General features: G+C 41.6%; 9 protein-coding genes. 4 read left to right on the top strand and 5 right to left on the bottom strand.

The genetic code is table 11. The features are described from left to right. Window positions 1-69 precede the first annotated feature (69 nt). The 4 genes from AC6I8U_RS18000 to AC6I8U_RS17985 all read right to left on the bottom strand — a co-directional run bounded on the left by AC6I8U_RS18000 (window position 70) and on the right by AC6I8U_RS17985 (window position 6,360). Window positions 70-3,066: a tyrosine-type recombinase/integrase gene (locus tag AC6I8U_RS18000; protein WP_498019167.1), complete on the bottom strand. Its 2,997-nt coding sequence runs from the start codon at window positions 3,064-3,066 to the stop codon at window positions 70-72. Beyond that, on the bottom strand, window positions 3,059-5,281 hold the full coding sequence (locus AC6I8U_RS17995) for a hypothetical protein (RefSeq protein WP_498019166.1): 2,223 nt from the start codon (window positions 5,279-5,281) through the stop codon (window positions 3,059-3,061). Before AC6I8U_RS17995 ends, AC6I8U_RS18000 begins: the two co-directional genes overlap by 8 nt. Then, window positions 5,274-5,852, bottom strand: coding sequence for a hypothetical protein (locus AC6I8U_RS17990; protein ID WP_498019165.1), 579 nt, complete (start codon window positions 5,850-5,852; stop codon window positions 5,274-5,276). The genes AC6I8U_RS17995 and AC6I8U_RS17990 overlap by 8 nt, the downstream gene beginning before the upstream one ends. Window positions 5,853-6,276: 424 nt before the next feature. After that, on the bottom strand, window positions 6,277-6,360 hold the full coding sequence (locus AC6I8U_RS17985) for a hypothetical protein (RefSeq protein ID WP_498019591.1): 84 nt from the start codon (window positions 6,358-6,360) through the stop codon (window positions 6,277-6,279). A gap of 378 nt (window positions 6,361-6,738) precedes the next feature. Here AC6I8U_RS17985 and AC6I8U_RS17980 point away from each other — a divergent pair, with 378 nt between their 5' ends. Then, window positions 6,739-7,419, top strand: coding sequence for an oligogalacturonate-specific porin KdgM family protein (locus AC6I8U_RS17980; RefSeq protein WP_498019164.1), 681 nt, complete (start codon window positions 6,739-6,741; stop codon window positions 7,417-7,419). An 817-nt stretch (window positions 7,420-8,236) separates the two neighbouring features. Further along, window positions 8,237-9,910: a GH39 family glycosyl hydrolase gene (locus AC6I8U_RS17975; protein ID WP_498019163.1), complete on the top strand. Its 1,674-nt coding sequence runs from the start codon at window positions 8,237-8,239 to the stop codon at window positions 9,908-9,910. A gap of 183 nt (window positions 9,911-10,093) precedes the next feature. On the opposite strand, the gene AC6I8U_RS17970 is transcribed toward AC6I8U_RS17975, so the two are convergent. Further along, on the bottom strand, window positions 10,094-11,161 hold the full coding sequence (locus tag AC6I8U_RS17970) for a glycoside hydrolase family 88 protein (RefSeq protein ID WP_498019162.1): 1,068 nt from the start codon (window positions 11,159-11,161) through the stop codon (window positions 10,094-10,096). Window positions 11,162-11,528: 367 nt separating this feature from the next. On the opposite strand from AC6I8U_RS17970, the gene AC6I8U_RS17965 reads away from it, so the two are divergent. Together AC6I8U_RS17965 and AC6I8U_RS17960 are read left to right on the top strand one after the other, a co-directional pair. Continuing rightward, a complete protein-coding gene (locus tag AC6I8U_RS17965; RefSeq protein ID WP_498019161.1) occupies window positions 11,529-12,848 on the top strand; it encodes a sulfatase family protein in 1,320 nt (439 codons plus the stop codon). Window positions 12,849-12,880: 32 nt separating this feature from the next. After that, window positions 12,881-14,659 (top strand): sodium:solute symporter family transporter, encoded by a 1,779-nt coding sequence (locus AC6I8U_RS17960; protein ID WP_498019590.1) that lies wholly within the window; start codon window positions 12,881-12,883, stop codon window positions 14,657-14,659. Window positions 14,660-14,716 lie beyond the last annotated feature (57 nt).

Below are 14,716 nucleotides of genomic sequence, written 5' to 3'. Positions count from 1 at the left end.
CTCAATTAGATCATGTTTTTACTTAGATTGGTATAAATGGAGACCTAACATCTTAAATAGGTGTGCCTTTTAGAGCGTCGATTCATCCCCACCATTTAGGTTCATCATCATAATACCCATCATATGGAACAAATGCAGCAAAAGTGGGGATGATCGCTTAGTTTCTGACTTTTTGTTCATTCGTGAACTAGGGTGTGCTAATTCTAACCTAACCGCCCCTTGTGCTTTTTTACTACGGCCTGACGGTTTCCTCTCCTTGTACATTTTAATACCTTTGAGAGCATCAAACCATTCCGATTTTTTTATGCTGCTACCGAGGTACTGCGTTGCTGCGCGCCAGTGAGACTTAGGGATAAATAAATGGGTTGTCTCAAGAAATTGGCTCAACTCAATGGGTGAGTTGAAATGGATACCTGAGCGAGAAACGCTGGAGTGTTTGAGGGCATACATAATAGTATCGGCGATAGCATCATGGTGTTGCTGGTAGTGTTTTTTTAAATCTTTTATGTATTGATTCTGCGTTTTGATTTCTATGGAAGTTTTGAGTGATGAGGGCAGAAGTTTCGTCGAGCGGGCATTAGAAAAATGACGGGAGTATTGTTGACCACCCGACTCAGTGGAAAATGCTTTAATGTGTTTGGCATTGTTGATCCACTTGTTGAGTGTTTCCTCAGTGATTCTATGTCTTGTACAAATATCTTCATAACTAAAACCTTGCTGATAAAGCTCTAGAGCACTTTGGCAAATCGGAAAGGATTGGACTTCTCTATCTTTTTTAATATGGAGCGTGGGAACAATACCATTGTCTATGTTTGTTGATAGCTCTTGAATCGCGAGCTTTTTCATCAAGTAGGGCAGGACATATCGTTTGAGTCTTTTCTCTAGTGGGACCCTTTGAGGCAATAAGCCCACTTGGCTCATTGCGCCTTGAGGAAGTGAAAAGTCGATCTCTTTCAGTTTTTGAGCAACGATCCAATCAGAAAAATGGAAGTAATGCTCAAAGGTCATCCGTGGCGATTCATGACCCGCCATAGCGGCGATGGCATCGTAGCCGTTCATGGCCGATCGTCCAAACACGATGCCTTTGATTTTCTGGAGCTGGCTTCTATCGTATGGGGATAAGTGTTGGGGTAGTGATCTTAAGTCATCGACTTCCAAGATAAGTTGCAGCCTACTTAGACAGCTATGGCGAAGGTGGTGAAACACAAAATAGTTCAATTGGGAAAGGGACTTGAGCAGTTCCCCAACAAGCATAGACACTCGAAAGCTATCGACGGGAAGCTTTGCGTCGGCACCAAGCGAAAAGAAGGGGTGTTTTTGTCCAAGTTGTTGTTCCTGCCTGATATGGTAATAGTCGTTGATGATTTTGGTTTCGTGCTCAAGCAACATTGGGTAAAGCGGTACTTTCCGTAAACTCGCTGCGGTTTTGTTTTGACCAAGGTGATTGTCTCGAAGGGAAAGCCAGCCAATTCTGGAAGGCTCAATGTCTTTAATTCGTAGCTTGACCAACTCATTGAGTCTTAGGCCGCATCGATAGGAGAGGATGCACATTGATTGAAGGCACAGTTTATCGGCTTCATTTAGCCCCTCAGTAGAAGAGATACCGTCAAGTAGGCCTGTGAATAGTGCTTCATCGACAAACGCGGCGCGAGTATGGGGTTGAGTAGGGTCAGTGTGTAAATAGTCTCTCGAAATAGGCGTAAGCACATTGGTTTCCACAGCAAAAGCGTGTAAGTCTTTGAGTCGACCTGCAAAGTACTTCTTTGACTTGTCTGTCGTGTGGCTGTCGATGGTTTGCTTATAGATTTGTTCTAATTCTTCACTGTTGAGTGAATTCAGTTGATATCTTTCGCTGAGGTAAAGCCATTTGCGTGTTAGGCTCGAATGGTACGCTTTTAAGGTGCCGACACTGCAAGAGTCTAGTTTATGGCGATACCACTGGATGAGTAAGCGTTGGTTTATTGCTTCTTCACTCGATATTTCCGCTATTAACGTTTCCAGGCTTTGCTTGAGTGTTGCTTTACTGACTGGTTTGAGGGTTCCTTTGGGGCGCAAACAAGCTTTTAGTTTGTCAAAGAGTTCAAGGTGTTGTGATTTTGGTTTCGCATTCTTCACGCTTAGCTCTGAATCTGAGGAAGCCGAAGTTGGGGTAACGTCGATATCCGTCAATGGATAGACCATTGGGTGAATCAAGCGGGCAAGATTGCTCGGCGGAAGACCGTAAGATTTTGTTTTGTTCACCTGGTATTCAATGAGCGCTTGGCTGATGGCTAAATCAGATTGGTTTTCTGCCACGTATACCGAGGTTTGGCAAAGTTGACTGAAAGTCAGGTCGCATTGATTTCTTGTCAATATGGTGCCCAACTCGCCTCTATCTCTAGGCGCTTGCCAACTATGGCGCCGCCACCGTTTCCATAAACGCAGTAAGCCAAGTGTAATAGGGTGAAGGTAGCAATGAAATTGGGTAACTTTATTTCCCGCGACATCAACATTGGTGTTAAACCGTTCAGAGTCGATGGTTACGCTAATAAAAGGCGACTGATTCCAATGATGCACTGTGACGTTTGAGCTAGCAATTGATCGTTGGAAGGCGTCTACAACATCAGGATTCGCTTGGCCGCTATGATAGATGAGCGAAAGGATGAGATTCCGAAAAGCTTGCTCTTTGGATGGAGCGGGCGACTTCAGTAGCTCACTGAAGTACCAATGCTGATAGAACTCATAGCCTTTCCAAGCATTCTGCATCCAATCGAGCGTGCGCAGTGGTTTAGGTGACTTTTTGGTGACAATGTAACTTGGAGGGCTGACCTTCCAGTTATAGAGTTTTTGATAACTGAGGACGTTTTTTACACCGATGTTAAAGGCACGTCGGTAATCGCCAATTCGCCCAAATATGTGGGTGATGTCATCGATGAACTTCGCCCAGTCTTTATAAAAACGTTCAGGCTTCGGCACTATGACTGGGTTCGGGAAATATTTTTCAAATACTAGCTGTGCTTTTTGATTGACTCGCTCTATCTGGTTCAGTCGATTTTTACGGCGAGCTTCGACACCAATCTCAGTCATAGGCGGCCTCCACGCCAATATCTAACAGGTGTTCGTTAAGGATGTTTGAGATCGTCACCATATGTTGGCGGGTGAGCGTACTAAACTCGTGAAAACTGCGCTTCGATTGATTCATGTGTCCCATCCAGGCGTTAATGACTGAGGTGTCAACGCCCTTTGCCGTTAATAGTGACCGAGCGTGATGCCGTGCCCAATTGGCTTGGAGAGGGAAGACAGAGTCAATGAAAAATGTGTAGTTTGATGGTGTACACGGCTCATACTGACTTTCTCTTAAGTAGAAAAAGAGATGAGTCTCCCCTGTGAGTAAACGTTTATACTCGAGTGATAGCTCTGGTTGAGTGTTGGCGAGCTGTAATACTCGTCGCTTGCAATAGCTCAAATAGTTGTCGAGGATTTTAATCGTGATGTCTGGCAGCTTGATGACGCGGCTATTATCACCAATACCGGACTCTTTGTCTGAAATCCAATAGTCGCCTGTTTGCAGCGATAGGTGCGTGATTTTTCCAAACCAACCGGTGACGGGACGATAGCCTGACGCTATCGCAAGAATAAGCTGAGTGTAAATCGTGATGTCGTTATGGAAGCATTCATCCTTTGGCTGCTTTGAGTTCAGCTTTGACTGAAGGTGGGAAAACAATGAAGACAATACATCCGTTTCAATATACAAGGGTGAACCAAGTGATAAAGGACTGGGAATTTCATCGAACAGAGTTAACGCGGAGGGATCTAGAGTTAAGTGTGATAGGAAGTCCAAGTAACGGTTGTAGGTTTGAAGCAGGTATCCATGAGAAAGCTGCAGGTAAAACACAGCAGGTATGGTGTTGATTACCTCACCTGTAAGCAAAGCAATAATGGTCGAGTCAACATTTTCATGCGACAGCTTCTGTCTAAGATAGGATGTTACTTTTCTCAGTGTTAGATGTGTATCATGCCGCTTGTTAATGTAACTGAGCAATCCTTTCAGCTCCGCTTCTTCTACATCTCTGAAAGTAAGGCTGCTCAACCCATGACAGACAATCAGCGGTAAAGGCAACCAAAACTCTACCGTGGTTTTTGTAAGAAGAGGCAGGAGCTCAGTACGCTGTTTTTGAGAAGGCAGCCTGTGCTTTCGGCAAAAGCCTACGAGCTTTCGGCGCGAGGAGCGTTTACTTTTCAGCTTTTTTGCTTGGGTGTAGGTACTACCGCTAAATAGCATAACAAGCAATAACTTGGCTGCCATCAAAGTGTTTGAATTGGTGCCGATTTGTTCCATGCAATAGCGAACCAAGGCTCCTATTTCATAAATAGTCGCACTGTCTATATCGCAAGCCAAGCTCATGTCTCGCTTTTCAATACGAGCTTGAATGGCGCGAGCATGCAATGCCCCAGCTGCATAGCTCGGTTGAGTATGGGTATAGCTGCTGACTATACTTGTCGTTCGACTGCTCTCACCGTGGTGGTCTTCTTTTTGCCAGCTATGACTCGTTGATTTGGGGCCTTCGTTGAACTGTGTTAGCTCAAATAACCCTTCTTCACCATCGTCATCGAGTGTTTTGAGTTCACCTTGTTCAAGGCGACCACTTTTTTTGAATTCACTACTAGTAACATTACGAGTGTAGCCGTCCGAGTAGTTTAAAGTGGACTCATAGGGTCGGCGATAGTGATTAAGTTTGTCGACCACTTGATTCGGGGGACGATCATCATTCTCTTCATCAACAAGAGTTTGAAACGCTTCTACAAGCTGGTGAAAATTGAGTTGCTCAATGTCTGGTAAGTAAGCGGCCATTGTTTCTCGTTTACCATTGGCAAATAACCTCACGTCATTACAGATGTCTTTGATTTTGGATTGATGCGTGCCAATAAATGAAAGGCGCGCCACGGATAAAAAAGTCAGCGCTTTATATTGGTCGAATTTTTTGCGGTCATAGGAGGTCAGTAAAAGGTTGGATGACAAGAAAGCAGGTAGATAGTGGACACCAAGATTTTTACTATTCGAAATTGAGATGACGATATCGTGCAAATTTGCCGAAGCTGGCGAGCGTTGTACTCTTTGGGCTTCTGAAACAAGAAAGGGGATTTCAGGGAATTCGTTTCTATATTCTTCTCTGATGACGGCACATAGCCGAATGACTTCAGTTGCGATAAGAGCATTGTGACTCTCGTCGAATGGGAAGAGCTGCGTTAGAAAACGCTCGATATTCTTATGTTTAAACCGCTCTTTTACGCCCTCAAACATCTCGTTTTTTTTCCTGTAACAGTCGCTCAAAAATGGAAGGTTCTTCATTGGACGGCGTTTCTTGGAGTTGTGCTTTGGCGTTTTGCTGAGCGAGAGAGCTTCTAGAAGAATGTGTTATGGCGGAGAGCTGTTTTTGGCTCAATTTATTCTTATCAAAAAGAGACTTAATGATGGTGTTTGGCGCCTGTTGATTAAGTGCTCGACGAAAGTCTTCTGCTGATTTGTTGTCGATTGAGGAAAGCATGGTGCGTAACACGGCCAACCATGCTCTTTTCTCGACTTCAACATCACTCATCTTATCGTGAATAAGCACTTCGCAGTCGATGAGCTTCAGCGTTGTTAATGAAAAACTGAATGATTCAAATCCGGATATAATGGCGATTTTGCTGTGTGATATGCGTATGGCCTGAAGCGTGAGACCGACATTAATCTCATCTAATGACAGCTGCTGAATAACCGCTTTGTCCACCCAAAAGTGACGAGAATGGAAGAACGAAAAGGCGGGTAGGGCAGCTCTATGAATCGAAAATTCTAATCGATTTTTTGAACGATTCGACAAAATATGAGACATTTCAAACGCTCGTTTAAGTCATAAAATGTACAATAAGTGTACATTAGTTGAGGCTCAAAGTTAAAAAAATCGATCAAAAATGGTGAAAAATGGGATTGAAATTGATAGGGGGTAGTTTGGTAAGCTATTGAAATTTAATTTTTTTAGTGTTTTTCTGCAATAAAAAATTGAGTGGGTGTAATGCTTCCAAGCTGATGATGCGGGTTCGATTCCCGCTGCACGCTCCAAGCTTCTTGTCTATAGTAATTCCCAAAAATAAATGCTATCAAAGCGTTAGTACAAATTTATAGCTATCACTAGAGATTTCCAAACCCATTTCTGTAGACTGAGGCCATTTTTAGGCCAAGCTTAAACCATCATACTTTCATGTATATGGTGTTAACTGATCCTAAATGTCTAGTTGTCAGCCCAACATTACCCCAGTTTATTCGAAACTAGTCCTATCATCTGGAATCAATGCTAACAACTCACCTACACTGCACTCTAAGTAGATACATAACTTTTCCAGCGTATAGAGATCTACACGATTGTTTGTTTCATGAAATAGAGGTTAACAGTACTTCGGTTGATTTCTGTGACCTTAACAACCTCAATGAATGGGTGACAAAAATGAGGTAGACCATACATTTTTGTATCTGGCATTTAGTGATTTTCATTTATTTCTAACAAGTAAAAGACTCCACCCAACCAGTAAAGCCACTACTGGGCGCCTTCCTCACGCTTCGTAAATACAATGCATAAATTGATTCGCCAATTCACAAATATCAGCCTTATGCATTATTCATAAAGCACTAATAATACATGATTTCTAATGAAAATTTAAAACAAGACAATACAAAAATATTACCTGCATGAAATTTAAAGGTAAAACCCCAGGAATTGATACATGAAAAAAGTCACTATAATTGCCTTAGCTATACCCTGTATCGCTGTTAGTACCTCCGTCGTTTCGGCTACATTAATGGTTCGTCAAGAGCACTTGTCTGACCCCAGTTCACCTGAAAATACAAATGCCACACTGATTAAACTTGGTGCTAGTTCTGGGAATACGTTCTTCGGGGCTCAAGTTTCACATAAAGGAGAAACGCTAAGTACCTACCAATTGGGTAGCGGAGAGGTCCAACTTGGCTATCGTTACGATTATAATGATACGGTTGTATTAGTTCCACAACTTCAAGTGACATCAACGACTACTGGATTAATGTGGAAGCCACAAATGGCAATGTTGTATAAACTTGGCGGTGGTTTTTCTACAGAGATAAAATATAAGCATGAGTTTTATGTCCGTAATGATGGCGAAGATACGACTCAAAAAAGTCAATATCAATTTAATTTAGATTATCAACAAGATGCATTGAGTTTAGGTTTACAATATGATTACTTTAAGAGCCTGGACAATGTAATACAGTTTAGCGACTATGACTATAAACATTTACTTGAACTAAAAGCGTACTACAAAATAGCAGGTGGTTGGACTCCATTTGTTACTTTTGCAGGTATTCCGGTTGGTCCTACCTCCGACGACTACCAACTTCGAACTAGATTAGGATTTTTATATAGCTTTTAACTCTTATTACAAAGCTAAACATACGTTCGATTAAGGGCACGGTCGAATGTTACCAAACTATGAGTCGCAAGAAGGCTTCTTCTTTGATACCCCAGGTGATCGCGCGGTATTTTGGGAGAAAGAACACCCTAAAAACCAAGATGTAGGCTGCAAGAAACTCTAGAGTTCAAACAAGAGTTGGAAGTAGAAATGCGGTTAGCAAAAACGCTTACTGTTTGAGACGACTATGCACCGAGTGAGGTAACTCTTTGGTGTTTCGTAGAACTTGCGAAGTTGCAATGCTCATGTAGGGGAGACTTACGCGATGATCAAAGCGTTGAACAAACTCACTAGGTTAGGTAAGTCTGAAACTCAGTGTATTGTTTGAAACGTAGTTATTTTAGAAGCATTGCACCTCTGAATTTGACCGAAGCAATCGAGCCTTAGTTCATTCGAATTCTGAAACAAAGCCAATGGATAGTGGTTTTCTATCCATCACAAAGCAACGAAATTGGATTAAATTTCTTCTGATTGTTTTATTTTAATTCTTTAATATTCCCCTGTTCAAAACCTGAGGTTTTGCTCACAGTTATAGTCAGCCATTATATTATTATTCAATAAGGGCAAACACAGATATCTAGCAAAAATTCCCACAGTATCAATGGAGTTGTGGTTGTTATTATCACTTTGAAAAATATTCAATCTTCGGAAAGGAATTTATTGATGTTTTAATTGCTTGTAACATATCTTATTAGGCATGTTGTGAATGGTGTTTCCCAAAGTTGGTTTTATCTTGATACATATAAATGTTTCTATTTCAATATAAGGAGTGTGACACATGATGGGGAAGTTTTTCCTTCGGTCTTGCTTTAGCGCTATCATTGTTTCGTTGTCTGCCAGTTGTTATGCAGACAATGTCAACGTTATCTCTAGCGACTATACGGATTTAAACAATCATATTGGCGAAGTATACGATTTCTTTGATGTTAGTGTGCGAACGGAAAGAGGGAATCCGGTAGAAAAACCTGCCAGGTTTGGGCGTAAAGCCAAAGTAAATACCGTGCGGATGCTGGGAGGGTGGTACAATCAGGATCTCTCTGGTGACACCTATTTGTGGGATGGTGATAAGTTTAGTTATAACTTTGAAGCAGCGACACGTCGAATTGACAGTTGGTTAGAAAATGATTGGGATATCTTCCAAATTGTTTTAGATAATCCTCCTTGGGCGTTCCAAGAAGGTTATACCTTTGTAGATGAACCTGATGGTATTCACTATCTCTCTAAAGATCGTGTAGGGGTATATGGTAATGGCTTACCTCCAGCAGATGCCAAAGCTTGGAATAGTTATATACAGTCCTTTATCACTCACCTTATAGAGCGTTATGGAAAGGAAAAAGTGTCGACGTGGCGTTTTAGGGTAGGTTCAGAGATTGATACTCGACCACAACACTGGGCTGCGACGCGTCAAGAGTTCTTTGACCATTATCAGAATACGGTTAATGCCGTGCATAGTGTGTTGCCTGAAGCAGTGATCGGCGTACATTTCAGGGAAGCAACTCATGTAAGTCAATATGTTGATTATAAAGGAGAAAAAGAGGACGCTTATGCTCCTTACTTTGTTAGCTGGGCAAAGCAGAACGATATCCCTTATGATTTTTTAGCTATATCCTATTACCCTATGGTAACTCATCCGAAAGAGATGGATATGGATTACGTTTACCAAAATCTTATTGCGCCAATATTAGAACACCCTGATTATAACCCAGAAGCCAGTTTTGAGATTCATGAGTTTAAGTATATCGTCAAAATGAAGCGTGCCGGATTTTCCAGTGTGGAATCTTCACACGGTTCGGCATTTTTTGCTCTATTCTCTAAAATGATGTTAGAAAACAATGTTAGTCGTTTGTTTCAGTGGGGAAATGTAAAAAGAGACGGTACCTATAATTCAGAGGCCCTCACTCAGTCGGCTATTTTTGATATGGTGGGCAATGAGCTATATCAAAGTAATGTTAAGGGTGAATCTAAGCATGCTGGCAATTTGATTGATGGTATTTTTACTCGTAAGGTTGACGATTCTGGTTTTGATCTTCTTTTGTTTAGCTTTAACAAGGATGACTTTAACTACTATGATGAGGAAAATATTGTAGTTGAGTTAAAAGTTAACAAGTCGAAAAATCGGAAGTACAGATATCGCTTAGCGCAGTTAGATCGCTCTAACAATAGAGAGCAGATGTTTTTGGCAGAATTCCCTAAATCTCAACAATCTTCAAGTGATGGAGGGTGGAAAAAAGACGATGTTCATGCACTCGCTCCGGTCGCTGATGCGCTGACTAAGGAAGGTTTGGACGTGTATAAATCTGTTAAAGATAAGTATAACGACGTAAATGAGTTGCAGTGGAGTGAATGGAAGACATCTAGTGTTATTGAAGATGTAGATGGTACAAAGATTAAGATCGTAAATACCATTCCATCATTCTCTGTGCAAAAGTACCAGATAGAGTGGTTGGACTAGTTATTAGTTAAGTCGGCTCTGTCGCGATTACAGTTAGCGACAGAACCGAGACAACTTTATTGTAGTAGAAGAAATATTGGTTGATTAATGTTTTAATTTGACAATCAATTAAAAAAAGCTCATATCATTAAAAATGATATGAGCAAGGCAGCAGTTAATATTAACTTAAACTATATTAGTTGATTACCAGTAGGTGTTCCAATCACGATTTTTTCTGATAAGTGCTTCTAGGAAGAAATAGTCTCCCCAAATGCAGAACTCATCAATGCCTCTACCGTCAGGTTTCGCGTAAGTACCATGTAATAAAACGCCAAACTCATCGTCATTTTCACTGATGTATGACGCTGAAAGGTTTGCGATTGCCTGTTCAACAAACTGTTCATATCTAACTCTATCGCCATCGTTAGCAGGCAGATGCTTTAATAACTCTTGCAAACCGCATAGGAAGATGGCTGTTGCTGAGCTGTCTCTTGGCTCTTCACCGCTTGTGAACGTTAAGTCCCAATAAGCCACAAGATCTTCTGGTAGGTGCGCTAGGAAGTAGTTTGCGAGCTTTTTAGACATCTCAATTAAGTTGTAATCATCAGTATGCTTGTAACTCAATGCTAGCCCGTAAACGCCCCATGCTTGACCCCTCGCCCAAGTAGACTCGTCAGAAAATCCTTGGAAAGTTCTACCGCCGATGGCCTCACCATTGGTTTTGTCGAAGAAATAGGTGTGGTGAGTAGAAAAATCCTCGCGAATGATATGCTTATTTGATTGCTCCAAGTGACTTAACGCTATGTTGCGATACTTTGGATCACCAGTAACGTCAGTAGCCCAATAGAGCAGTGGTAGGTTCATGTTGCAGTCGATAATCATGCGAATCTTATGGTTGGGATCGTTTACATTCCCCCAAGCTTGAATCACTTTTGCTTTGTCATGATAACGGTTAATCAACACGTCAGCAGCTCTGATTGCAAGCTCTTTTGCTTTTTCATTGCCGAGCAGTTTGTGTGGAGCAAGACAAGATAGAGTGTACAGGAAGCCCATATCGTGTGTTTCTAGACAGATTTTTTTATCCAGCCGCTCTTCAAACTTATCCATCAGCGACTCACCTAGCAAGCGGTACTTATCATCGTGACTGTACTCATACGCTAACCACAACATTCCGGGCCAAAAGCATGTCGTCCATTGCGTGTTGTCGATTTTAGGGTAAACCAACCCTTCACTAGCAGAAGCAGGAAAACCGTCATGGTAAACCGTCATCATAAGGTCAATTTTCTTTAATACACGTTTAATTGAATTGTCAATTAATTCTGAATGTGAACTGTGAACCGCTAAATTATCTTCCACTATGGTAGTCATATTTAAAATCTCGTTTATTTACTTACAGTAATATAATGTATTGATTGCTACCAATATACATCAATTACCTTTTTTATTATATACATTACTATATTTTATGGTTGTGGTTTTGCTCACAAAACAAGGCATCTTCTGTCTGGGTGAATACATGTTGTGGTTTTGATCACAGGTTTATTTTTCAATTTATATTCTAATTAAATCATAGGTTTTGTAAGTTAGTATAAAAATTGGTCAATTGTGACTTACTTGATCAATTATTGGAGTAATATAAATGAAAAAGAAGAATGTAATTATATTTTTTACAGATCAGCAACGGTTTGACACATTAGGTGTGCATGGTAACCCGATGGGGTTAACTCCAAACCTTGATTATGATGCTGTTCGAGGGACACACTTCGAAAATGCATTTACTCCTCAGCCAGTGTGTTTACCTGCGAGAGCTTGTCTACAAACGGGTAAATATGCAACAGAAACCAATTGCAACACAAATGGCAGTAGTTTGTCCTCCGATGAGCGGACACTAGCCCATTTTTTCAATGAAGCAGGTTATCAGACAGGCTATTTTGGCAAGTGGCACCTTGATGCGTCGACGGTGGGGCCTTTTGATAGTCCACAAGGTGGTTATCAGACTTGGCGTGCTGCCAATATCCCTGAGTTTGTTTCCGATGCTTATCGTACCGTTGTCTACGATGAAGTTGGCAACGAACTGAAGTTACCTGGTTATCGAGTCGATGCAATCGTTGATGAAGCGATTCGATATATCGATCAAAACCAAGATTCGCCGTTTTACATGATGGTTTCGTTATTGGAGCCGCATATGCAAAACCATCGTGACGACTTCCCAGCTCCAACAGGTTATAGCGAACGCTATTTAGATAATTGGACTCCACCAGATCTGCAGGCCCTGAATGGCACTAGCGCCTCTCATTTGCCTGGCTATTACGGCATGGTTAAAAGAATAGATGAAGCGTATGGTCGTCTGAAAGATGTTCTGAAAAGCCTCAACCTGCTCGATGACACTATCGTAATTTTCACGTCAGACCACGGATGTCACTTCAAAACTCGTAACGATGAGTACAAGCGCTCTTGCCATGATGCCTCCATCAAAATTCCAATGGTTATGGCTGGTGGTCAGTTTGATCGTGGTGGACGCTTCGCCAATCCAGTGAGCTTGGTTGATGTTGCACCCACGTTGTTAGATGCGTGTGGTATTGAGATTCCAAACGATATGTCAGGCCAATCTTTACTGCCACTAGTAGAGAAGCAAGAACAAAATGTTAGAAAACACGCTTACGTTGAGATTAGTGAGTCTCATGTAGGTCGATGTATCAGAACCACTCGATGGAAGTATAGTGTTAAGCAAGTTGAATCAGATACTTATGTTGATGATTTCTTGTACGACCTTCAAGCTGACCCTTATGAGTTAGATAACTTAATTGGTTACACATCCCATGACAAGGTTGTCAGTAAATTAAGAGAGACATTGCAACAACAATTAGAGGATATCGGCCATAACACCATAACAATCTTAGATGCTCCCTCAAAAGAGGCCAAGCAGAGAGTCGTCTATGACTATGAAGTTGATCTCTAAATAACGAATTAACTAAGGAAATTTGAGAGGGAATCATGATTGATATAGCGATACTTTTTGTCTACTTCGGTTTCTTAATTGCGATCGGTTGGGCATTTAGGAGATTCAGTTCGAACACGAGTGATTACTTTCGTGGGGGCGGCAAGATGCTTTGGTGGATGGTGGGTTCTACATCATTCATGACAGCGGTTAGTGCGATGACTTTTACCGGTCATATGGGCAAAACGTTAACTGGCGGCTTCGCTGTCGCTATCGTTGTGTTTTACGCATCGGCATTAGGTTTCTTGTGTAACTATTTGTTCTTTGCCGCTAAAGCGCGACAAATGCGAGTCATCACGCCACTTGAAGGTGTGAGAATGCGTTTTGGACGTGTGAATGAACAGATCGTCATGTGGTCTAAGATGCCTCTGAGTATTTTACAAGCGGCTATTTGGGTAAATGCGCTTGGTGTATTTGCGAGTGCCGTTGTAGGCATACCGCTAGAAGTGACCATAGTCGTGACTGGTTCGATTGTTGTGTTTATGTCACTGGTTGGTGGTGCTTGGGCGGTTATTGCTTCGGACTTCATGCAGATGGTTATCTTGACTGTCATGTCGCTAGTCACAGGTCTTGTGGCTGTTTGGAAGTCTGGCGGTGTGGTGACGTTGCTGGAAACTGGTTTGCCAGAGAATGCAATCGTTGGTGATGGCTATAACTATACTTATCTATTTGTTGGTTGGTTTATCTGTATGTTTATCAAACAGTTCCTAACCACAAACAATATGCTGAGTTCATATCGCTATATCACAGCAAAAGATACTAAGAACGCACGCAAAGCTGCTCTTCTGGCTGCGTCGTTGATGCTTGTAGGACCTCTGGTATGGTTTTTACCGGTTTGGTTTGTTGCTGGTCACTATCCTGATCCGTCAACCTGGGGTATCGAAGGTCTGGGTAACAAAGTACAAGATGCGACCTACTATATCTTCGTTAAGCGTGAAATGCCTGTCGGAATGATTGGACTGTTATTAGCTGCGATTTTTGCTGCCACAATGTCATCGATGGACTCCGGGCTAAATGGTAATTCAGGTATCGTCATTAAGAGTATCTACGAACCATACATCAATAAAAATGCTTCTGAGAAGCACTTATTGAAAGTCGGAAAACTACTGACGGCAATATTTGGTGTCATCATTATTTGTGCAGCACTTGGTTTATCTTCGTTAAGGCAGTTCGGCTTGTTCGATTTAACGATGTTAATAAACACGCTCATTGGCCTACCAGTGCTAATTCCAGCTTTGTTGGGTTTCTACATCAAGAAAACGCCAGAGTGGGCTGTTGGAGGCACAATTCTTGTAGGGATGTGTGTTTCAGCAACAATTGCCTTTGTTATTACCCCAGGAATGATTGAATCACTTATTGGCTTAGAACAACCTCTCACAGCACGTGAATGGGCTGAGATGAAATCTGTGACGCTTGGTGTTATTGGTCACTTATGTTTTACCTTGCCGTTCTTTGTGTGCTCTCAGTTCTTCTACAAAGGCTTGGCTCCAGAGCGTGAAAAGAATGTTGAGAAGTTCTTCAGCAATGTTGAAACAGAAGTTGTGGTTGAAGATACGGCAGAAAGTATTGAGTTGGATAACAAACAGAATATCGTATTAGGCAAAATGATTCTTGTTGCAGCCGGCTTTATTCTGTTGCTAACACTGGTTCCTAATCCGCTATGGGGAAGAATTATTTTCCTAATTATGTCAATGATTGTCGCTGGTATCGGTATCGCACTGTTGAAAGCAGTTAGAAAACCAGATTATCAGTTATCTGTTGCTAGAGACTAGTCGATAGCCATGTCATATGAGCACATACTGAATGACTGAGTATGTGCTCTTTTTAAT

It is taken from the genome of Vibrio sp. KUL80 (assembly GCF_059725495.1).
The sequence above is the reverse complement of the archived record's forward strand: the minus strand, read 5'-3'. Positions and strand labels throughout refer to the sequence as shown.

What these genes read in the sequence shown, in the direction of transcription:
- AC6I8U_RS17995 (WP_498019166.1), bottom strand. Translation starts at nt 5,281, where the DNA reads ATGTTTGAGGGCGTAAAAGAGCGGTTTAAACATAAGAATATCGAGCGT.
- AC6I8U_RS17965 (WP_498019161.1), top strand. Translation starts at nt 11,529, where the DNA reads ATGAAAAAGAAGAATGTAATTATATTTTTTACAGATCAGCAACGGTTT.
- AC6I8U_RS18000 (WP_498019167.1), bottom strand. Translation starts at nt 3,066, where the DNA reads ATGACTGAGATTGGTGTCGAAGCTCGCCGTAAAAATCGACTGAACCAG.
- AC6I8U_RS17990 (WP_498019165.1), bottom strand. Translation starts at nt 5,852, where the DNA reads ATGTCTCATATTTTGTCGAATCGTTCAAAAAATCGATTAGAATTTTCG.
- AC6I8U_RS17970 (WP_498019162.1), bottom strand. Translation starts at nt 11,161, where the DNA reads ATGATGACGGTTTACCATGACGGTTTTCCTGCTTCTGCTAGTGAAGGG.
- AC6I8U_RS17975 (WP_498019163.1), top strand. Translation starts at nt 8,237, where the DNA reads ATGATGGGGAAGTTTTTCCTTCGGTCTTGCTTTAGCGCTATCATTGTT.
- AC6I8U_RS17980 (WP_498019164.1), top strand. Translation starts at nt 6,739, where the DNA reads ATGAAAAAAGTCACTATAATTGCCTTAGCTATACCCTGTATCGCTGTT.